This window comes from Micromonospora sp. NPDC005291 (assembly GCF_040607415.1).
Classification (GTDB): domain Bacteria; phylum Actinomycetota; class Actinomycetes; order Mycobacteriales; family Micromonosporaceae; genus Micromonospora.
The window spans coordinates 273347-291524 of record NZ_JBEXGR010000006.1 but is presented as its reverse complement, the minus strand read 5'-3'; the positions used below and the strand labels follow the sequence as shown (position 1 = coordinate 291524).

Annotated in this window: 20 protein-coding genes; 1 reads left to right on the top strand and 19 read right to left on the bottom strand. The window is 73.3% G+C overall.

Going from position 1 to position 18178, the window contains the following annotated elements; genetic code table 11:
- Position 1: 1 nt before the first annotated feature.
- The 8 genes from ABZT18_RS11840 to ABZT18_RS11805 all read right to left on the bottom strand — a co-directional run bounded on the left by ABZT18_RS11840 (position 2) and on the right by ABZT18_RS11805 (position 7212).
- Entirely contained in the window at positions 2–931 is a 930-nt protein-coding gene (locus ABZT18_RS11840; RefSeq protein ID WP_355251197.1) for a phytanoyl-CoA dioxygenase family protein, read from the bottom strand.
- 55 nt (positions 932–986) lie between these two features.
- Positions 987–2069, bottom strand: coding sequence for a 4-hydroxyphenylpyruvate dioxygenase (gene hppD / locus ABZT18_RS11835; RefSeq protein ID WP_355251194.1), 1083 nt, complete (start codon positions 2067–2069; stop codon positions 987–989).
- 71 nt (positions 2070–2140) lie between these two features.
- Positions 2141–3379 carry a beta-ketoacyl-[acyl-carrier-protein] synthase family protein gene (locus ABZT18_RS11830; RefSeq protein WP_354994134.1) on the bottom strand — a complete coding sequence of 413 codons (1239 nt, stop codon included), beginning with the start codon at positions 3377–3379 and terminating at the stop codon, positions 2141–2143.
- 22 nt (positions 3380–3401) lie between these two features.
- Positions 3402–5018, bottom strand: a complete 1617-nt coding sequence (locus ABZT18_RS11825) for a class I adenylate-forming enzyme family protein (RefSeq protein ID WP_354994135.1) — start codon at positions 5016–5018, stop codon at positions 3402–3404.
- Positions 5015–5461, bottom strand: coding sequence for a beta-ketoacyl synthase chain length factor (locus tag ABZT18_RS11820; RefSeq protein WP_355251191.1), 447 nt, complete (start codon positions 5459–5461; stop codon positions 5015–5017). Before ABZT18_RS11820 ends, ABZT18_RS11825 begins: the two co-directional genes overlap by 4 nt.
- 137 nt (positions 5462–5598) lie before the next feature.
- Positions 5599–6708 carry a beta-ketoacyl synthase N-terminal-like domain-containing protein gene (locus ABZT18_RS11815; protein WP_354994137.1) on the bottom strand — a complete coding sequence of 370 codons (1110 nt, stop codon included), beginning with the start codon at positions 6706–6708 and terminating at the stop codon, positions 5599–5601.
- A complete protein-coding gene (locus ABZT18_RS11810; RefSeq protein WP_354994138.1) occupies positions 6701–6946 on the bottom strand; it encodes an acyl carrier protein in 246 nt (81 codons plus the stop codon). The genes ABZT18_RS11815 and ABZT18_RS11810 overlap by 8 nt, the downstream gene beginning before the upstream one ends.
- A complete protein-coding gene (locus ABZT18_RS11805) occupies positions 6946–7212 on the bottom strand; it encodes an acyl carrier protein (protein WP_196922961.1) in 267 nt (88 codons plus the stop codon). Before ABZT18_RS11805 ends, ABZT18_RS11810 begins: the two co-directional genes overlap by 1 nt.
- A gap of 30 nt (positions 7213–7242) precedes the next feature.
- Between ABZT18_RS11805 and ABZT18_RS11800 the strand changes: the two genes are divergently transcribed.
- Entirely contained in the window at positions 7243–7950 is a 708-nt protein-coding gene (locus ABZT18_RS11800) for a 4'-phosphopantetheinyl transferase superfamily protein (protein ID WP_354994385.1), read from the top strand.
- On the opposite strand, the gene ABZT18_RS11795 is transcribed toward ABZT18_RS11800, so the two are convergent.
- The 11 genes from ABZT18_RS11795 to ABZT18_RS11745 all read right to left on the bottom strand — a co-directional run bounded on the left by ABZT18_RS11795 (position 7845) and on the right by ABZT18_RS11745 (position 18137).
- Positions 7845–9194 carry a class I adenylate-forming enzyme family protein gene (locus ABZT18_RS11795; protein ID WP_354994139.1) on the bottom strand — a complete coding sequence of 450 codons (1350 nt, stop codon included), beginning with the start codon at positions 9192–9194 and terminating at the stop codon, positions 7845–7847. The genes ABZT18_RS11800 and ABZT18_RS11795 overlap by 106 nt on opposite strands.
- Before the next feature lie 325 nt (positions 9195–9519).
- The gene (locus tag ABZT18_RS11790) at positions 9520–9873 is read right to left on the bottom strand and encodes a hypothetical protein (RefSeq protein WP_354994140.1); all 354 of its coding nucleotides are present in this window, start codon (positions 9871–9873) and stop codon (positions 9520–9522) included.
- 127 nt (positions 9874–10000) lie between these two features.
- Positions 10001–10318: an antibiotic biosynthesis monooxygenase family protein gene (locus ABZT18_RS11785; protein WP_354994141.1), complete on the bottom strand. Its 318-nt coding sequence runs from the start codon at positions 10316–10318 to the stop codon at positions 10001–10003.
- Positions 10315–11571: a beta-ketoacyl synthase N-terminal-like domain-containing protein gene (locus tag ABZT18_RS11780; RefSeq protein ID WP_354994142.1), complete on the bottom strand. Its 1257-nt coding sequence runs from the start codon at positions 11569–11571 to the stop codon at positions 10315–10317. Before ABZT18_RS11780 ends, ABZT18_RS11785 begins: the two co-directional genes overlap by 4 nt.
- Positions 11568–12842, bottom strand: a complete 1275-nt coding sequence (locus ABZT18_RS11775; protein ID WP_354994143.1) for a beta-ketoacyl-[acyl-carrier-protein] synthase family protein — start codon at positions 12840–12842, stop codon at positions 11568–11570. Before ABZT18_RS11775 ends, ABZT18_RS11780 begins: the two co-directional genes overlap by 4 nt.
- 55 nt (positions 12843–12897) lie before the next feature.
- Positions 12898–13302: a cupin domain-containing protein gene (locus ABZT18_RS11770; protein WP_354994144.1), complete on the bottom strand. Its 405-nt coding sequence runs from the start codon at positions 13300–13302 to the stop codon at positions 12898–12900.
- Positions 13295–14050, bottom strand: coding sequence for an SRPBCC family protein (locus ABZT18_RS11765; RefSeq protein WP_354994145.1), 756 nt, complete (start codon positions 14048–14050; stop codon positions 13295–13297). The genes ABZT18_RS11770 and ABZT18_RS11765 overlap by 8 nt, the downstream gene beginning before the upstream one ends.
- The gene (locus ABZT18_RS11760) at positions 14047–15477 is read right to left on the bottom strand and encodes an acetyl-CoA carboxylase biotin carboxylase subunit (RefSeq protein WP_354994146.1); all 1431 of its coding nucleotides are present in this window, start codon (positions 15475–15477) and stop codon (positions 14047–14049) included. Before ABZT18_RS11760 ends, ABZT18_RS11765 begins: the two co-directional genes overlap by 4 nt.
- 19 nt (positions 15478–15496) lie before the next feature.
- Entirely contained in the window at positions 15497–15997 is a 501-nt protein-coding gene (gene accB, locus ABZT18_RS11755) for an acetyl-CoA carboxylase biotin carboxyl carrier protein (RefSeq protein ID WP_354994386.1), read from the bottom strand.
- A gap of 17 nt (positions 15998–16014) precedes the next feature.
- Positions 16015–17802 carry an acetyl-CoA carboxylase carboxyltransferase subunit alpha gene (locus tag ABZT18_RS11750; protein ID WP_354994147.1) on the bottom strand — a complete coding sequence of 596 codons (1788 nt, stop codon included), beginning with the start codon at positions 17800–17802 and terminating at the stop codon, positions 16015–16017.
- Positions 17799–18137 carry a TcmI family type II polyketide cyclase gene (locus ABZT18_RS11745; RefSeq protein ID WP_354994148.1) on the bottom strand — a complete coding sequence of 113 codons (339 nt, stop codon included), beginning with the start codon at positions 18135–18137 and terminating at the stop codon, positions 17799–17801. The genes ABZT18_RS11750 and ABZT18_RS11745 overlap by 4 nt, the downstream gene beginning before the upstream one ends.
- Between the last annotated feature and the right edge of the window lie 41 nt (positions 18138–18178).

Sequence of the window (18178 nt, the reverse complement as noted above, 5' to 3'; positions counted from 1 at the left end):
GTCAGCCTCCCTGCTGGGCGCGGTGGCGCCAGATGACCGGGCAGTAGTCGGGGTCCGCGTAGTCCGGCCGCCCGTCGTGGGTGCGGCGGACCAGCACATCGTGGTTGTACGCGGCGAGCGTCCCGTCGGAGAGCGGATACTCCCGCCAGGCGTTGTCGCCGTCCTGCAGGTGCAGCGAGATCGCCTGTCGCGGGCGACCGCTGACGTTCGGGCCGCTGCCGTGGTAGGTGCGGCAGTGGTGGAAACTCAGGTGTCCCTTCGGGATCACCATGGGGATCTTGCGGATCTCGGCGCCGTTGTGCGCCGCGTTCTCGGCCAGCATCTCCTCCAGCTGGCTGCGGTCACGGTCGGCGAAGTGCCGCACCACGGTGTCGTCGGCGCCGATCTCCCGCCAGCGGTGCGAGCCGTCGACCATCGTGATGGTGCCCATCTCCTCCCCACAGTCGTGGAAGGGGATGAACGCGGTGAGCATCTTCTCCGAGGACGACGACGCCCAGTAGTGCTTGTCGAAGTGCCAGGGCACGATGTTGCTCGGCTCACCGTCGATCGGCGGCTTGTAGATGAGGGTGGACTGGAAGACGCGGATCTCGTCGGCCTGGGCCAGCCGGGCGGCGACCGCGCCGATCAACGGTTTACGCAGGATCGCGCCGAGCCCGTCGTGCTCGTGGTGGACGTAGTCGTTGTGCCGCTGCACCGGCCCCTTCGACGGGTCCCAGTAGGCCAGCTTCGGCGGGCGCACCGGCAGCCGGCGGTCCCGCTCCCCGTCGTAGTAGCGCTGCGTGGCGGCGGCGAGCGCGTCGACCTCGTCGTCGGTGAACAGCTTCTTCGACAGGTACCAGCCGTGCGCGGCGTAGTGCCGCACATCGTCGTCGGAGGGCAGCAGTGCCCGCTCCTGCGCGGTCAGCGTCGGTTCGTACCCCGTCGCGGTCACTGTGCCTCCTCGGATCGCGACTGCGGGGCTCGCAAAACCGGCTCACTCCTCGCGCTCACGCCCCCACCCCCTGCGGTGTGGCCGCCAGTTCCCGTTCCTTGGCCTCGTAGAGGGCCTTGATGTTGCCGCTGCCGAAGCCCCGCGCCCCGCGCCGCTCGATCAGCTCCAGGAAGAGCGTGCGGCGCACGTGCATCGACTCCGCGAAGATCTGTAGCAGCTGGCCGTCATGGTCGGAGTCGACCAGCACTCCCAGCTCGCGCAGCCGGTCCAGCGGCGCGTCCACTCGACCGACCCGCGCCTCCAGGGAGTCGTAGTAGCTGCCGGGGGTGCCCGCGAAGCGCACCCCGCGCCGGCCCAGCGCCTCCACCGCGCCGATGATGTCGTCGGTGCGCAACCCCAGGTGCTGCACTCCACCCCCGGCGTGCTGGTCGAGGAACGCGTCGATCTGCCCCGGCCGCCGGGTGCGATCGGGCTCCAGCAGCACGACGGTGACCCGCCCGGACGGGCTCTGCACCACCTTGGAGTTCATCGCCTGCCCGTCGACCTCGATGTGCTCCTCGAAGATCTGCGCGAAGTCGAAGAGCCCCTCGAAGTGCCGGACCGTCTCGTCGAGCTGACCGGGTGGCACGCAGACCGCCAGGTGGTCGATCTCGGCGAGCACCGGCGGGTGTTCCTCCATCGTGGACGCGATCGGTGTGATGGCGCCGGGCAGGAATTCGGCCCGGTCGCCACGGCGCTGCACCAGCCGGTGCCGCACGTCGGCGAAGCCGTCCACCTCGGCGGTCACCACCTCGGCGTCCGCGCCGGTGACGGTGGTTGGTGGCGTCCCCGGCGTCGCGCCCCGACCCACCAGCTCGGCGTACGCGGCCGCGACGTCGTCGACCTCGACCGCGACGACCGCGATGCCGTCACCGTGCCGCTGCACGTACCTCGCCGCCGGATGCTCGGCGCTCAGCCCGGAGGTGAGCAGCAACCGGATGTCGCCGTGACAGAGCAGCAGTGACCGCTGCCCCGGCAGCCCGGTCTCCGGGCCACCCTGGCCACAGATCTCGAAACCGACGGCCGTGCTGAAGTAGAAGGCCGCCTGCCGGGCGTCCCCCACGTAGAGTTCGATGTGGTCGATACCACGGATGTCCATGTCCCCTGAAACCCCTTCCCACGGTTCCCCCCTGTTGCCGTCCGGGCGCCCCGCCCGGGATGCCGCGTCGATCACCTCCTCGGCTCGGCGACGCGAGCGAGCAGCAGGCTCACGTTCTGACCGCCGAACCCGAACGAGTTGGTCACCCCGTACTCCGGGTCGGCCTTACGGGGCGTGCCACGGATGTGGTCCGCCGGGCAGGCCGGGTCCGGGTCGTCGAGGTGGTAGGTCGGCGGCAGCAGCCCCCGACCGAGCGCCAACGCGGTGGCCGCCGCCTCCAGCACCCCGGAGGCACCGAGCAGGTGGCCGGTGAGCGCCTTGGTGGAGCTGACCGGCACACCGCCGACGCCGAAGACGTCAGCGAGGGCGGTGGTCTCCGCGATGTCACCGAGCTTCGTGCCGGTGCCGTGCGCGTTGACGTAACCGACCGCCGCCGCGGGCACACCGGCGCTGCGCAGCGCGCGGCGGATGCAGGCCGCCGCGCCGGCTCCGTCCGGGCGGGGCGCGGTCGGGTGGTACGCGTCGGTGGTCGCCCCGAAGCCGGCCACCTCGGCGTACCCGACGGCACCACGCGCTGCGGCGTGCTCGGCGCGTTCCAACACCAGCAGCGCGGCGCCCTCGGCCAGCACGAACCCGGTACGGGAGGTGTCGAACGGCCGGCTCGCCCGCGCCGGATCGGTGCCGGCTCGCGCCAGCGCCCGCGCGTTGCCGAAGGTGTCGGCGAAGGTCGGGAAGAGCGGCGCCTCGCTGGCCCCGCAGAGCACCACGTCGGCCTCCCCGGTCGAGATCAGCCGGACCGCGTCGGCGACCGCCTGGGCACCGGAGGCGCAGGCGGTACCCACCGATGAGCTGTAGCCCCGGATGCCGTGCGCCATGGCGATCCGCGCCGCCGGCATGTTCGGCAGGATCCCGGTCAGCAGGTACGGGCTGACCGCTGCCCGGCCCCGGGCGGCCCGGGCCAGCACCTGCGACTCCAGGGTGGCCATCCCGCCGACACCACCGACGATCACTCCGATCCGGTCGGGCTCGACGTCACGGCCCACCTCGATGCCAGCGTCGGCCAGCGCGTCGGCGGCGGCGAGTAGTGCGAGCACCACGATCCGGTCCAGCACGCGGGTCTCGGGCCCGGACGCGACGGTGCGCGGGTCGATGTCGGGCAGCAGGCCGGCGACGTCGAGCGACTCCCGGGCCGGGTGCCCCTCGGGTGGGCGGGTCAGCCCGGAACGGCCGGTGGTCAGTGCGTCGAAGGTCTCCTCGACACCTCGCCCGACCGGGGTGAACAGACCCATCCCGGTGATCAGGGCGCTCACGCCGCCACTCCGGATCGCTCGCTCATGAGGCCGCCTCGGTGAGGTAACGCTCGCGCAGGACCACCTTGCGGACCTTGCCGGTCACGGTGACCGGGATGTCGGCGGATCGCACCGGCACGACCCGGCGCAGCGTCGCGCCGACGTCCGGGCCGAGTGCCGCGCGGACCCGCTCGGTGCGGTCCTCGGCCTCGTCGGCGCCGGCCGCCAACTCCAGCAGCACGTCGGTGACCGCCCCGCCGGGCTCGGCGACGATCACCACCGTGCAGTCGGTGACGTCCGGGCAGGCGGCGAGGATCCGCTCCTCGGACAACGCGGTGTAGAAGCGACGCCCGTCGTCGGCGTCGACCGAGTCCACCGCCCGGTCCAGGTGGTAGTAGCGGCCGTCGGCGTCGGCGCGGACCAGGTCGCCGGTGAGGTACCAGCCGCGCTGGCGGAACCGGTACGTGGTGACCGAGTCGTTCCAGTAGCCGCGGAACAGCGACGGCGAGTCGATGCCCAGAAAACCCACCTCACCGGTCGGCACCGGCTCGCCCTCGGCGTCGAGCACCGCGACCCGGGCGAACTGGTACGGCCGGCCGACACAGCGGCCGTACCGGTCGGTGTCGGCGCGGTGGGTGATGTGGAACATCGAGTGCCCCATCTCGCTGGAGCCCAGCCCGTCGATGAAGACCGAGCCGGGCACCCGCACCACCCCGTCGCGGGTGACCGTGTCCCGTGAGCCGACCGCGACGAGCCGGCGGATGTGTGGCTCGTGCGAGCAGTCGCCGGTGTTGAACCACAGCCGCACCGAGTCCAGGTCGTACCCGGACAGGTCGAAACGGGCAAGCTCGGCCCAGGTGACCGAGAAGCCGAACACCCCGTCGGGGCGCCAGCGTTGGATCGCGTCCAGCACCCGCTCGCCGCCCTGCTCGGACAACAGGAGCATCTCCGCGCGGTTGCCCAGCGCCTGGTTGACCATCAGCACCGTGGCGGTGTGCGGGGCCGGCAGCGCGTTGAGGATCCGGCTGGTGCCCTGCGCCTGCGGCATGGTGAGCAGATGCCGGGTGGCGGCGAAGAGGCTGGCGTGCGAGTGCAGCACCGCCTTGGGCACCCCGGTGGTCCCGGAGGTGTGGGTGATCACGATCGGGTCGTCCGGGTGATGCCGGTAGTGCGCCGGGGCGGCGGCCGGGTCACCCGTGCCGGCCCGCGTGGGCGTGCCGAGCAGCGGTACGCCCAGGTCGTGCCCGGCCAGCAGCGCGGTGTGCGCGTCGTCGGCGAGCACGCCCACGCCCCGCAGCCGGCGAATGTACTCGGCCGCGATCTCCGGGCGGAGCTTGCCGTTCATCAGCGCCGGGATCGCCCCGAGCCGGGCCAGCGCCAGGAAGCTGAGCACCATGTCGGCGGCGGCGGTGGCCCACACGGCGACCGGGTCACGGGGGCGTACCCCGCGCTCGTGCAGCCAGGCGGCGCGGGCGGCGACCCGCTCGTCGAGCCGCCCCAGCGTGAGCGGCGCCTCGGCCGGGTGCCCGTCGACGGCGGTGTCGAAGGTCAACCCGGGTCCGTCCGGGTCGGCGCCGTGCGCCAGCACCCGGGCCAGGACGTTGCCCGCGCCCACCTCGGTGTCGGCGGCCAACGCGCCGCGCAGTCCTCTGGTCCTCATGGCCGTGCTCCTCCCCCCAGCAGCACCGCGACCGCCTCGGTGGACGTGTCGGGCGCCTGTTCGATCAGGATCAGCAACACCTCGTCGGCATCGCCGTCGTACAGCAGCAGGTCCGCCTCGGTGGTGCCGTCGGCGTACGGGTCACCGGTCGGGCTCAGGCAGACCACCGGGCCGCGCAGGCCCCAGCGGGCCGCGATGTGCCCGGCGACGCTGTTGGGCACGGACTGGAAGAAGAACAGCGGGCCGATCCGCCCGCCGGACTCCACGGTGGCCCGTACGTGCTCCGCGCTGACCCGATCACCACTGGCGCTGACCAGCACAACCCCGGTCCGTACCCCGGCGGGCACCCCCGCCGACCCGTACCCGCGCCGTAGACACCGCTCCGCAACAGCCACCACCACGGGCGCGAAGTCCGAGTGCACAAACCCCGGCACCCCCGCCACGCCGCCCCCGTCCCCACCCTCAGGCCACCAAGCCCGAGCCAAGACCCCCGGCGATCTTGCAGTTTCGGTCGCCGTTTCGCGTGCTCGGTCGGATTCGTCGGGGCGGAGAGTGCAAGATCGCGGGGAGTGGGGAGCGGTCACGGGGTGCCGACCAGGAGGGCGGTGTTGGCGCCGCCGAAGGCGGCGTTGAGGGTCAGGGCGTGTGTCGCGCTCGTTCTACGGGGGTGGTCCGTGATGACGTTCAGGGGGCACGCCTCGTCGGGGCCCAGCCAGCCGGCGTTGACCGGCAACTCGCCGTGTCGCAGCGCGAGCACGGTGACCACCAGTTCGAGCAGCCCGGACGCCTCCAACGCATGCCCGTGCACCGACTTCGTGGAGCTGACCGCGACCTCTGCGGCGTGACCGCCGAGAGCCCTGTGCAGCGCCGCCGCCTCGGCGACGTCGCTCTGCGCGGTGCCGGTGGCGTTGGCGTTGACGTACCCGACAAGGTGCGGTGGCAACCCGGCCCGGCGCAGCGCGGCGTCGACCGCGCGGGCCAGCCCCGCGCCGGTCGGATCCGGCTGGCACGGGTGGAACGCGTCCCCGGCCCGCCCCCAACCGGCCACGGTGGCCAGCGGCTCGGCGCCGCGTCGACGCCCGACGCTGGCTTCGAGGACCACCGCGGCCACGCCGTCGCCGAGCAGCAGTCCCCGGCGGCCGGTGCTGAACGGGCGTACCGCCCCGTCGACCGCGAGGGCTCGACCGGCGTCGAAGAGCGCGAACTGGTCCGGCTCCACCAGGTACCCGGCGGCGACCACCACCCGGTCGACGTCGCCCCGGGTGATCAGGGCCGCCGCGTCCGCCACCGCCGTGCTCGCCGACACGCAGGCGCTCGTGTAGACCCGGGTGTGTCCGGAAAGCCCACATCGGACGGCGAGCTGGTCGGCGAGCGCAGCCGGCGCCGGGCCCGCACCCGGCGCCGGTGCGCCGTGTACGGCGAGCAGCAACGCGCACCGCGTCCGCTGCGCGCGGTCCAGACCGGCCGCGCGGCAGGCCGCGTCGATCGCGGCGGCCAACTCGTCGAGGAGCGTACCGACGTCGGGCAGGGTGGCCGCCACGCTGACCCGGCGGGCGGCGGTGTCGAAGCGGCGTACCGGGCCGAACGCCGGCGCACCGGCCAGTACGCCGGCGAGCTGCGCCTCGGCACCCCGACCCAGGGCGCTGAGGGCGTGTACGCCGGTGAGCTGGATGACGCGCGACTCAGCCATCTGCGGGGGCGGTCAGCGACGCCCGGAACACCGCCAGGGCGTCATCGACGGTACGAATGCCGGCCAGTTCGTCGTCGGTGAGGTCGAGCCGCCGCTCGTAGCGCTGCTCGACGAGATGTACCAGCCAGGCGAGCTCCATCGAGCCGATCCGGTCGGGCACCTCGGCGGCCGGTTTCGCGGTGAGTTCGGCGAGCATGGTCAGCAGGTCAGCTCGCCCCAGATCGGGCTGACCGCTCATCAGGCTTTGTCGCTCGTCGCCTCGGTGACGCGGTTGGCGACCATGGTGGTGAACTCGCCGACCGTCATCAGGGCCAACTGCTCCGATTCGTCGTCGGCGAACGTCAGGCCGTACCGGTCCTCGACGCGGACGGACAGGTCGGCCAGGGCGAGTGACTCCAGGTCGACGCCGGAGGGGCCGAGCGTGGTGTCGTCGTCGAGCCCCTCGACGTCGTAGTTCATGTCGGCGAGCTGCTCGACGACGAAGGCGCGGACCTCGGCTCTCATGGTTACCCTCTCTGGGTGGGCCAGCTGACGGTGTCCGGTCGGGACACCGTCTACGTGTGGGTCGGTCGGGATACCGGCGGTCAGCCGGATCCGGCCGTTGGGCTGCTGCGGTGGGTGGGCAGTGTGCTGCTCGGCCGCGCGGAGACCGAGCTGGTGTTGACGCACGACACCGTCGGAAGGCCGCTCGTCCGGATCGACGAACGGGCTGCCCGGTCGGTCGAGCTGCCGGTCAGCATCAGCCGCACCGCCGGGATCGTGGTGGTCGCCGCCCGCCGTGCCGGCCCGGTGGGGGTGGACGTGGAGCGGGTCCGCCCGCTGCCCGCGCTCACGCTGGCCCGCCGCTGGTTCGCCCCGGCCGAGTTGGCCTGGCTGGACGGTCGGCCCGAGGCGGGCCGGGCGGTGGACTTCCTGCGGCTGTGGACCGCGAAGGAGGCGGTGGGTAAGGCCCTCGGGCTGGGGCTGCGCGACGGCGGGCTGCGCCGGGAGATGCCGTCGCCGGGGCTGCCGCTGCGACCGGTGCCCGGCGTCGAGGCCGTGCGGGTCGGCCATCCGGAGTTGGGCGGAGATCTCGTCCTGGCGGTCGCGGTGCACGCCACGACCCACGTCGAGGTCGAGGTGATGCAGGGGGCCGGTCACGGCGTGGCCGCCGAGCGCAGCGTGTCGGTCGAGCGGACCAGCTTGCCCGTGGTGGTGCGGGGCAACCGGTCGAGCAGGTGCAGCACCCGGGGCCGTTTGTAGCCGGCCAAACGCTCGGCGAGGAGCTTGTCCAGCACTTCCTCCGACAGCGGACCGTCCGGTTGGACGTACGCGGTGATGCCGCCGTCCCACACCACCACCGCCGCGGCCACCCCGGGCAGCTCGGCGACGGTGGCCTCCACCTCGGTCAGGTCGACCTTCAAGCCGCCCACGGAGACCTGTGAGTCGAGTCGACCGCGCACGGTGACCAGGCCGGTGTCGGGATCAACGGTGCCTGCGTCGCGGGTGTGCAGCCAGCCGTCGGCCCAGCGGGTCGGGTCGCTCAGCCCGACGTACGGCGACGCCGGGCAGGACACCCACAGCTCACCGCCGGACTCGCGGACCTCGATTCCGGGGGCCGGGGCGATCGACGGTCGGTGCGACCCCTGCAGGTCGGTGCCGATCACCCCGACCTCGGTCATCCCGTACATGTTGCCCAGCGGCACGCCGTACCGGTCGGTGAACGCCCGGGCCACCGCGGCCGGCACCAGCTCGCCGCCGGTGGTCATCCGCTTGAGCTGCGGCAGCGGACCGGCGGGCCGGGTGGAGGCGAGTAGTCCGATGTGGAACGGCACGCCCAGCACGGTGGCCGGCGTCGCGCCGGCGGTGATCGCGGCCAGCACGGCATCCCCGCTGAGCCGCTCCGGCGCAACCAGCTCGACCCCGGCGTGCAGACCGTAGAGCAGGCCGCCGACCAGGCCGAGCACGTGCACCATCGAGGGCAGCAGGATGATCCGCTCGCCGGGCAGCGCCACACCGTCGATTCGGGTGTAGCGGTGCACCTCGGCGACCAGGTCGGCGGCGGTGCGGCCGATCACCTTGGACGGGCCGGTGGAGCCGGAGCTGAGCTGGATCACGGCGTGGCCGCTGACCGCCGGGCGGTCGGCGTACCGGGTGACGTTCTCGGTGACGTCGACGAAGACCTTCAACGCGCCGCCGCCGGTACGCAGCGGCGCGACCACCACCTGCGGGGTGAGCCGGACCAGCGCCCGGTCCACCTCGTGGTCGGTCAGCCGGTGGTCGAGCAGAATCGCCTGCGCACCGATGCGCCAGGTGGCCAGCAGGTTCACCACGTACGCCAACGAGGGCGGCATCCGCAGCGCGGCGGCGCCTCCTGGGCGCAGTCCCGCCGCGGTGAGCCGGTCCTGCGCGGCGGTGACCAGTAGGTGCAGGGTGGCCCGGTCGATGGGCTCGGGCAGACGGAGACAAACGTCGGTCGAACGGCCGGCGAACAGGACTTCGTCCACCCATCCGGGGTCAGTCGCCGTAGGATCTTCTGCCGTCACTGCCGTTCACCGCCCAGCATCAAAGAGGGCAAATATGCCCATCACGTACGCTTGTCGGGGTGCTGCGGGGAACCATACGACGCCCACCGAGCCATTGCTAGATGCAAATGGATGGATCAAAAGAGGCGGCCAGCCGGATTGCCGACAGCCGGTTCGGCGGGCAGGATCGGGCGAGTGCGCCGGCAGAGCGTCACCGCGGCATAACGCCTCGTACAACCGTCGCGCGGCCCCAGCCGGACGGCCGATGGCGTCGCGGTCACCGGGTGAGCCCGACGAGGGTGGCGAGTCACGCCACGCTGGCGGCTGCGCGGCCGCTGTGGGCGATCTCGGCGATGAGGGTGCGGGCGGCAGGCCGGTAACGGACCTCGGCGGGTGCGATGGTGTCGGCGTCGGCCAGAGCACGCCCGGCGTCGGTGAGGTCGCCCGTCAGCAGGTAGGCGCGGGCGGCCCGATGCTCAGCGGGTAGCCGACGCCAGTCGTCGCCGCGAATGGCCTTCTCGTGGCGGTACACGGCCTGGGCAGCGTCGCCGAGGTGCGCGGCGCTGACAAAGTGGGCCAGTCGCAGTCGAGTTGAGCCGCTGACGCGATCCACGCGGCAGTACAGCAGGACCTCTCCGAGCTGGAGAGGGCTCTCGATCATGGAGTTGTGGTGCCTGGTTGGTCCTTGTAGCGGGTACTTTGTCGCCCACCACAACTCCATGATCGACGGGCAGTGCGGGTCGTGCGGGCAGTGCGGGTCGTGCGGGTTTCCGGGGTCGCGCGGGCCGTTAGGTTAGGGCCGGTGTCTGTGCGTGGATGTGGAAGCGCAGCGAGCGGGCGTCGGTGAAGCACTCCCGCATCGGGCGCACCAGGTCCCGGTGTTCCGGGGTGCGTTCCCAGGCCTCGAAGTCGGCCAGGCTCGCCCACTCGCTGGTGATCAACCACTGCTCCGGGTCGGTCGACGAGCGGCACACCTGGTCCACAAGGTGCCCCGGCACCCCGCCGGCGACCAGATGCCGCACCTCCTCGTACGCGGCGAGGAACTGCTCGGTGCGCGGCGCCGGCACCCGCACCAGGAAGACCACCCGGGCCCGCTCTTCGCTCATGACGTCACTCCTCTCATCGGTGCGGCCCCACGCAGGACCAACGCGCTGTTGAACCCGTCGAAGCCCCGCGCGCAGACCAGGGCGAGCCGGCTGCGTGGCCGGCGGTGCTCGCGCAGGAAGTCCAGCTCGCACCCGTCGGCCACCTCGTCCGGGGCGGCCGACGCGGGCAGCGTGTCGTGCGCGAAGGCGAGCAGCGCGGTGGCCACGTCCAACGCCGACCCACCCTGGTACGCCCGCCCGGTCAGCGGCTTCTGCGTGGTCACCGGGGGTGGCCGGTCGGCGAACACGGCGCGCAGCGCCTCTGCCTCACTACGGTCGTAGCGGGGCACACCGAGCGCGTCGGGCAGCACCACGTCGATCCCGGCCGCCGCGACGCCAGCCCGGTCCAGGGCCAACCGCATCGCCCGCGCGTACTGTGCCGGATCGCCGGCACTGTCCGCCGTGGTGTGCGCGGCGTCGTGGGTGGAGCCCCAACCACTCACCTCGCCGTAGACCCGGGCGCCCCGGGACAGGGCGTGCCCCAACTCCTCCACCACGAACACCGCTCCCCCCTCCGCCGGCAGGTAGCCGCTGGCGGTGGCGTCGAACGGCCGGTACGCCCGCTCCGGGTCGGCGACGTCGCTGAGCAGCCCGGAGCGCAGCTGGCAGGCCAGGGCGTACGGGCTCAGCGGGCACTCGGTGGCCCCGGCGATCACGACCGGGGTGCCCCGGCGCACCGCGCGGGCAGCATGCGCCAGGCTGTCCAGCCCTCCGGCCGCCTCCGCGACCAGCACCCCGCTCGGGCCCTTGAACTGGTGGTGGATCGAGAGCTGCCCGACGCTGGCCGCGTAGAACCAGGCGATCGACTGGTACGCCCCGACCGTGCGCGACGACCCGCCCCAGAGCCGTTGCAGCTCCCGCTGGCCGAACAGGTTGCCCCCGGACGAGCTGGCCAGGGTCACCGCGTAGCCGTACGGGTCGGGGGCCCGGTCGGGCAGGCCGGCGTCGGTCAACGCCAGCCGAGTGGCGGCGAAGCCGAGGTGCGTCCACCGGTCGGTCTGCACCAACTGTCGGCTGTCTGCGTAGGAGTCGGCGGCGAAGCCGGGCACCTCCCCGCCGTAGCGGGTCGGGTAGCCGGCCGGGTCGAACAACGTGATCGGCCCGGTCCGGCGGGTGCCGGCCAGCACCGTGCGCCAGTGCGCGTCCGCGCCGATGCCGCTGGGCGCGACCACACCGATGCCGGTCACCACCGCCCGGGCCGGAGGGCTGCTCACGCCGCCACCGCCCCGGGCAGCCGGCGGAACACCATCGCCGACTGGAAACCGCCGAACCCGCTGCCCACCGAGAGGGCGACGTCCACCGGGACCTCCCGCGCCTCGTTCGGTACGTAGTCCAGGTCGCACTCCGGGTCCCGGGTGCTCCAGTTGGCCGTCGGCGGCACCACGCCGAACTCGATCGCGAGGGCGCACGCGGCCATCTCGATCGACCCGATCGCACCGAGCGAGTGCCCGACCATCGACTTGATCGAGCTGATCGGCACCCCGTACGCGGCCTGACCCAGCGCCCGCTTGAACGCGGCCGTCTCGTGCCGATCGTTCTGGCGGGTGCCCGAGCCGTGCGCGCTGATGTAGGAGACCTTTTCGGGGAGGATCCGTCCCTGCTTCAGCGCGTCGGTGACAGCGAGGCTCATCTCCAGCCCGTCCGGGCGCAGCCCGGTCATGTGGTAGCCGTTGCTGCGGCTGGCATAGCCGGCCACCTCGCAGTAGATGTGCGCCCCCCGCCGTCGGGCATGCCCGGCCTCCTCCAGCACCAGCACCGCCCCACCCTCCGCCAGCACGAACCCGTGCCGGTCGGCGTCGAACGGGCGGGAGGCATGCGCGGGGTCGTCGTTGTCCGGGCTGGTCGCCTTGATCGCGTCGAACGACGCGACGGTGACCGGCGAGATCGGCGAGTCCGCCGCACCGGCCAGCATCACGTCCGCCTCACCGTCCACGATCATCTGATGGGCGTACCCGATGGCGTCGATGCCGGAGGTGCAGCCGGTGGAGACCACCTGCGCCGGGCCGTGCAGCCCGTGCCGGCAGGCCACGTCGGCGGCCAGGCTGCTGGGCACCAGCGCCTGATAGAGGTACGGGCCACCGCGCGCAGCGTCGACCAGCCAGCGCCGGCCGTGCTCGCTGACGGTGACGTACTCCTGTTCCAGGGCCATGGTGCCGCCCACGGCGGTGCCGAGCACCACCCCGGCCCGGTCCCGCTCGGCGTCGGTGAGCACCAGCCCGGCATCGGCGACGGCCTCGGCGGAGCAGGCCAGCGCGAACTGCACGTACCGGTCGGCCCGGCGTCGTTCGGCCTCGGTGAGCCCCGCGGCGATCGGGTCGAAGTCGCACTCCGCGGCGATCTGGGAGCGGAACGCCGACGGGTCGAAGAAGCTGATCCGCCGGGTGGCGGTCCGCCCCTCGGTGATGGTCTTCCAGAAGCGGTCCCGGCTGGCGCCGCCCGGAGCGACCACCCCGACGCCGGTCACCACCGTGCGGCGCCCGCTCATGGTGTCACCTCGGATCGCGACTGCGGGGCTCGCAACCCCGGCTCACTCCTCGCGCTCACGACCCGCCCCGCTGCTCGGCGAACTCGGTGTCGACGTGCCCCAACTCGGGGCGAGGGGCCAGCGGGCCCAGGTGGAAGACCACCTCGGCCGGTTCGACGCCGGTGTTGCGCAGCCGGTGCCGCACGTTGATCGGCACAAACAGGGCCTCGCCGGCGGCCAGGAGCATCGGCTGGTCGTCCAGGTCGACGGTGATCGCGCCGCGCGCCACGTACAGGAACTCCTCGCTGTACGGGTGGTAGTGCTCGGCGATCCGCTCCCCCGGCGCGAGCGCGGCCACCCCGAGGAAGCCCGAGGTGCTGCCGACCGTGCGGGGGCCCAGCAGCACCCGCAGCTCACCGCCGCGTCGCCGGTCGGCCGGTACGTCCCGGGCGGCGATCGGCCGGGTGCTCAGGTCACTCATCGTCGGCCTCCGTCGACTCGTTGCCGGCCGCCGGGCTGCCCTGCTCGGCGCGCTGCCGGGCGATCCGCTCCACCCGGTCCTTGATCACGGTCAGTTGAATGACGCTGTTGGTGTTGATCCGCTCGGTCATCGCGGCGTTGTCGACCGGCGCGGTCGGCTTCATCGCGAAGTCCTGCGTCCAGGTCATCCGGGTTCCGCCGGTCTCCTCGGTGTAGCGCCAGTGGATCCGCATGTACTCGAACGGCCCGGTCTCCACCCGGTGCGCCCGGACCTGCCGGCTCACCGGGTCGACGGTGCGTTCGCTGACCCAACTCCAGGCCGTCCCGTTCTCGTCGGGGTACATGGTGAGCCGGAACCGCACGGTGTGCCCGTCGCGGTGCAGAATGTCCACCACGGCGTACTCGGTGAACAGCTCGGTCCAGTTCGCCACGTCGTTGGTGACCTCCCAGACCAGCGCCAGCGGCGCGTCGATGAGGACGCCGTTCTCGGTGTGTCCGGGCGGGTCGGCGCGGCGGGTGACCAGGTCGGCCACCGCCGGGATGCTCAGTTGCCCGGCCTGCTCGGGGATGCTCACCTGCCACCGGTCGGCGACGACCGCCGAGAGCTCCAGCAGGGCGAGCGAATCCATGCCCAGCTCCTCCAGCGACGCGGCGGGCGCCCGGGCCGCGGCGTCGGCGTCCAGCCCGCAGTGCGCCACCAGGATGTCGGTGATCTCGGCGGTCATCGGGCGACCATGGGTGACGGTCATCGGGTCCTCCTGTGGGTTACGTCGGGCTCCGCGGCGGGCGCGGGGCGCGGTGCGGGGGTGGCCGTCGGTCGCTTCGCGGGCGCCGCGAGCAGACGGTCGACCAGGCCGGTGGTGTAGCGGCCCTTGCGGAATGCGGCGTCGTCGAGAACCCGCCGGACGAACGGGATGGTGGTGTGTACGCCGGGTCCGGCGATGTCGAACTCGTCCAGGGCGCGCTCCAGCCGGTTGAGGGCCAGCTCCCGGTCGGGCGCCCAGACGATCACCTTGGCCAGCAGGGAGTCGTACCAGGGGCCGACCAGGTAGCCGGCGCTGGCGTGGGTGTCGACCCGGGTGAACGGGCCGCCGGGTGGGGTGAAGCGCTCCAACCGGCCGGGGGCGGGCGCGAACCCGCGCTCGGGGTCCTCGGTGTTGACCCGGCACTCCACGGCGACACCGTGCAGCCGGACCTCCTCCTGCCGCCAGCGCAGCGGCACCCCGGCGGCGATGTGCAGTTGCTCGTGCACCAGGTCGATTCCGGTGACCATCTCGGTGACCGGGTGCTCCACCTGGATCCGGCAGTTGATTTCCAGGAAGTGGAACCGTTCCTCGGCGTCGACCAGGAACTCCAGCGTGCCGGCGCCGACGAAGCCGACCTCCAACGCGCCCCGCAGCGCGATGTCCGCGATGGCGTCGAGGGTGGCGGCGGGCAGCGCCGGGGCGGGCGCCTCCTCGACCAGCTTCTGATGCCGGCGCTGCACCGAGCAGTCCCGGGTGCCGAGGTGCACCCCGTTTCCGTGGGAGTCGCAGAGCACCTGCACCTCGACATGCCGGGCCTCGGTGAGGTAGCGCTCGACGTACACCCGGTCGTCGCCGAAGGCGGCCTGCGCGGCGGCCCGGGTGCGGCCGTACGCCCGACGCAGCTCGCCCGGGGTGTGCACCACGGTCATCCCCCGGCCACCGCCCCCGGCGGCGGCCTTCACGATCACCGGGTAGCCGACGGCCTCGGCCACCTCGGCCGCCGCGGCGGCGGTCGGCACCGGCGCGACGCTGCCTGGCGCCAGCGGCAGGCCGGCGCGGCTCATGAGGCCCCGCGCCGAGGACTTGTCGGCCAGCGCGGCCATCACCGCCGGCGGCGGGCCGATGAACGTCAGACCGTTGTCCGCGCAGATCTCGGCAAAGTCGGCGTCCTCGGAGAGGAAGCCGTAGCCGGGGTGCACGGCCTGCGCGCCGACCTGTCGGGCCGCCTCCACGATGGCGGCGGCGTTGAGGTAGCTGCGCCGACTCGACGCGGGCCCGATCCGGACGGCCTGGTCGGCGAGGCGGACCGCCGCCGAGTCGGCGTCCGCGGCGGAGTAGACCACCGCCGTCCGTACGCCGAGCTCCTTGCAGGCACGCAGCACCCGCAGCGCGATCTCGCCCCGGTTGGCGATCAACACGGTCTCGAACATGGTCAACCACCCCGCGCCGTCACGCCGGGTCCAGCTCGACCAGCGGCTGGTCGTACTCGACCGGCTGGCCGTCTTCGACGAGAATCGCGACCACCCGACCAGCGCGGTCGGCGGTCACCTCGTTCATCAGCTTCATGGCCTCGACGATGGCGACCGGCTGGCCGGGGCGGACCAGGTCGCCCACCGCGACGAACGGTCCCGCGCCGGGCTCCGGCGCCCGGTAGAAGGTGCCGACGATCGGTGCCCGCACCGCGACCCGCCCGGGCACCTGCGGCCGGATGGGCGCCGTCGGTGGACCGGGTGCCGGCGGCGCCACCTCGGCCGGCGGTGGTGGTGCGTCCGGTCGCGTCGCGTCGTCGGGGTGCCACTCGACCTCGAGCACCGCCGGCCCACTGCGCAGCCGGATCCGGCGCACCGGCCCGGCCAACTCGGCGATCAGGTGCTGCGCCTGCCGGCGCAACCCGGCCAGCGCCTCCTCGCCGCCCACCCCGGCGTCGTCGGGCGCGTCGACGGTCGACACCGCCCCGTCGGCGGCGGTCACCGGGCACCCGCCCGGGCACCGGCGCGGGTCGCGCCGAACCGCCGGAACCGCTGTCGGCGCAGGCGAACCAGGGTGGCGGGCGGCACGTCGAGCAGCGGCAGCAGATTGGTCAGCAGGGCGGCGCGCAGCCGGTGGGCGGTCTCCGCCGGGTCCTCGTGCGCGGCGGTCGCCGGCTCCGGCACGATCTCGTCGACCACCCCGAGTCGGCACAGGTCGGGCGCGGTCAGTCGCAGCGCGCGGGCGGCCTGCGGCGCCGCGGACCGGTCGGGCCAGAGGATGGCCGCACAGCCCTCGGGGCTGATCACCGAGTAGACGGCGTTCTCCAGCATCAGCACCCGGTCGGCGACCGCCAGCGCCAGTGCGCCACCGCTGCCGCCCTCTCCGGTGATCACGGTGAGCACGGGGGTGGGCAACACGGTGAGGGTGAGGATGTTCTCCGCGATGGCCGCGGCCTGGCCCTGTTCCTCGGCGCCCACCCCGGGGTCGGCGCCGGGGGTGTCCACGAGGGTGACCACGGGCAGGCCGAGCCGGGCGGCGAGGCGCATCAGCCGCAGCGCCTTGCGGTGCCCGGCCGGGCTGGCCATGCCGAAGTTGCGAGCCACCAGCTCGGCGGTGGTGTGCCCCTTCTGGTGGCCGATGACCATCACATGTCGGCCGGCCAGTCGGGCCACGCCACCCACGATGGCCGGGCAGTCCCCGCCGAGCCGGTCGCCGTGCAGCTCCACGAACCCGTCGAACACGGTGTCCAGATAATCCAGTGTGGTGGGTCGACCAGGGTGGCGGGCCATCCGGACGGTGTCCCACGCGTCGCGTACCGCCGGGGTGTCACTCGCTCCGGGGGTCGACGGCGGCGCCACGGCGGCTGCCGGGACCGCCGGCCGCACCAGAGCCGGGCCGTCGTCGGCGAGGCGCTCGCGGTGCGGCGTCGGCTCCTGCCGGGGTACGGGCGGACGGGCGGGACGGTCGGCGCGGGTCGGACAGGCGGCGCGGGCTGCGGCGAGCAACGCCACCAGTCGCCCGCGCAGTGACCGGCGCTGGAGCACCATGTCGACCTGGCCGTGTCGGAGCAGGAAATCGGCGGTCTGGAAGCCCTCCGGTAGTGCCCGACCGGTGACCTGACGGATCACCCGGGGGCCGGCGAAGCCCATCCGCGCGCCGCTCTCGGCGAGCACCAGGTCGGTGTTGGTGGCGAACGACGCGGCCACCCCGCCGTAGGTCGGGTCGGTGAGGACGCTCACGGTGAGCAGACCCGCCTCGCGCAGCGCGGCGATGGCCTGGCTGACGGTGGCCATCTGCATCAGCGACAGCGCGCCCTCCTGCATTCGCGCCCCGCCGGAGGCGGTGACCAGGATGAGCGGGGTGCGGTCGTCCAGCGCCCGTTCGGCGGCTCGGGTGATCAGCTCGCCCACCGCGCAGCCCAGGCTGCCGCCGAGGAAGCGGAAGTCCATCACCGCCAACGCCGCCGGGTGCCCACCGATGGTGGCGGTGCCGCAGACGACCGCCTCCGCCAGGCCGGTGCTGGCCCGCGCGGCGGTGAGCCGGTGCGGGTACGGCAGCACATCGACGAAGTCGATCGGGTCCGCCTCGGGAAGCCGGTCGGGCAGTGGGCGCAGCGATCCCGGGTCGACGAGTTGGCGCAGGCGTTCCGGGGCGCTGAGTCGCGCGTGCTGGCCGCACTCCGGGCAGACGTCCAGGTTGCGGCGCAGCCGCTTGCGGTAGAGCAGGCTGGCGCAGCCGGCGCAGCGGGACCACGCCTGCTCCTCACGCGGTGCGGTGGCCGTCACGACCGCCGCCCGGTGTCCGGGGCGTCGAACCGGTAGAAGCACTGCGCCATCGCGTCGCGCGGCGAGCGCCAGGTCGAGAGGTACGGCGAGACGTACGGGCGCAGGCGGTCGCTGACCCGGATGAACTCGGGGTGCCCACGGGCGGCCTCCACAGCGCCCTCCGCCGGCTGCTCGGTCTCGAGCAGGTGCACATAGAGGTCGTGCAGTCGGTACAGCGAGCGGTGCCGAACGCCGACCAGGCGCGGCAGCTCCGACGCGTCCGACTCGGCGAAGATCGCGGCGACCCGCTCCTCGGCGGTCGGATCCACCTTCGCGACGATCAGCGATCGGTCCATCCTGGGCCTCCCCCCACGGCGTCCGGCCGGCGACGGGTGGC

Bases quoted from the DNA above. Each gene is read 5' to 3' on its own strand.
- ABZT18_RS11775 (WP_354994143.1), bottom strand. From the start codon at position 12,842: ATGAGCGGGCGCCGCACGGTGGTGACCGGCGTCGGGGTGGTCGCTCCG.
- ABZT18_RS11815 (WP_354994137.1), bottom strand. From the start codon at position 6,708: ATGGCTGAGTCGCGCGTCATCCAGCTCACCGGCGTACACGCCCTCAGC.
- ABZT18_RS11765 (WP_354994145.1), bottom strand. From the start codon at position 14,050: ATGACCGTCACCCATGGTCGCCCGATGACCGCCGAGATCACCGACATC.
- hppD (WP_355251194.1), bottom strand. From the start codon at position 2,069: ATGGACATCCGTGGTATCGACCACATCGAACTCTACGTGGGGGACGCC.
- ABZT18_RS11790 (WP_354994140.1), bottom strand. From the start codon at position 9,873: ATGATCGAGAGCCCTCTCCAGCTCGGAGAGGTCCTGCTGTACTGCCGC.
- ABZT18_RS11760 (WP_354994146.1), bottom strand. From the start codon at position 15,477: ATGTTCGAGACCGTGTTGATCGCCAACCGGGGCGAGATCGCGCTGCGG.
- ABZT18_RS11770 (WP_354994144.1), bottom strand. From the start codon at position 13,302: ATGAGTGACCTGAGCACCCGGCCGATCGCCGCCCGGGACGTACCGGCC.
- ABZT18_RS11805 (WP_196922961.1), bottom strand. From the start codon at position 7,212: ATGAGAGCCGAGGTCCGCGCCTTCGTCGTCGAGCAGCTCGCCGACATG.
- ABZT18_RS11810 (WP_354994138.1), bottom strand. From the start codon at position 6,946: ATGAGCGGTCAGCCCGATCTGGGGCGAGCTGACCTGCTGACCATGCTC.
- ABZT18_RS11785 (WP_354994141.1), bottom strand. From the start codon at position 10,318: ATGAGCGAAGAGCGGGCCCGGGTGGTCTTCCTGGTGCGGGTGCCGGCG.
- ABZT18_RS11825 (WP_354994135.1), bottom strand. From the start codon at position 5,018: ATGAGGACCAGAGGACTGCGCGGCGCGTTGGCCGCCGACACCGAGGTG.
- ABZT18_RS11745 (WP_354994148.1), bottom strand. From the start codon at position 18,137: ATGGACCGATCGCTGATCGTCGCGAAGGTGGATCCGACCGCCGAGGAG.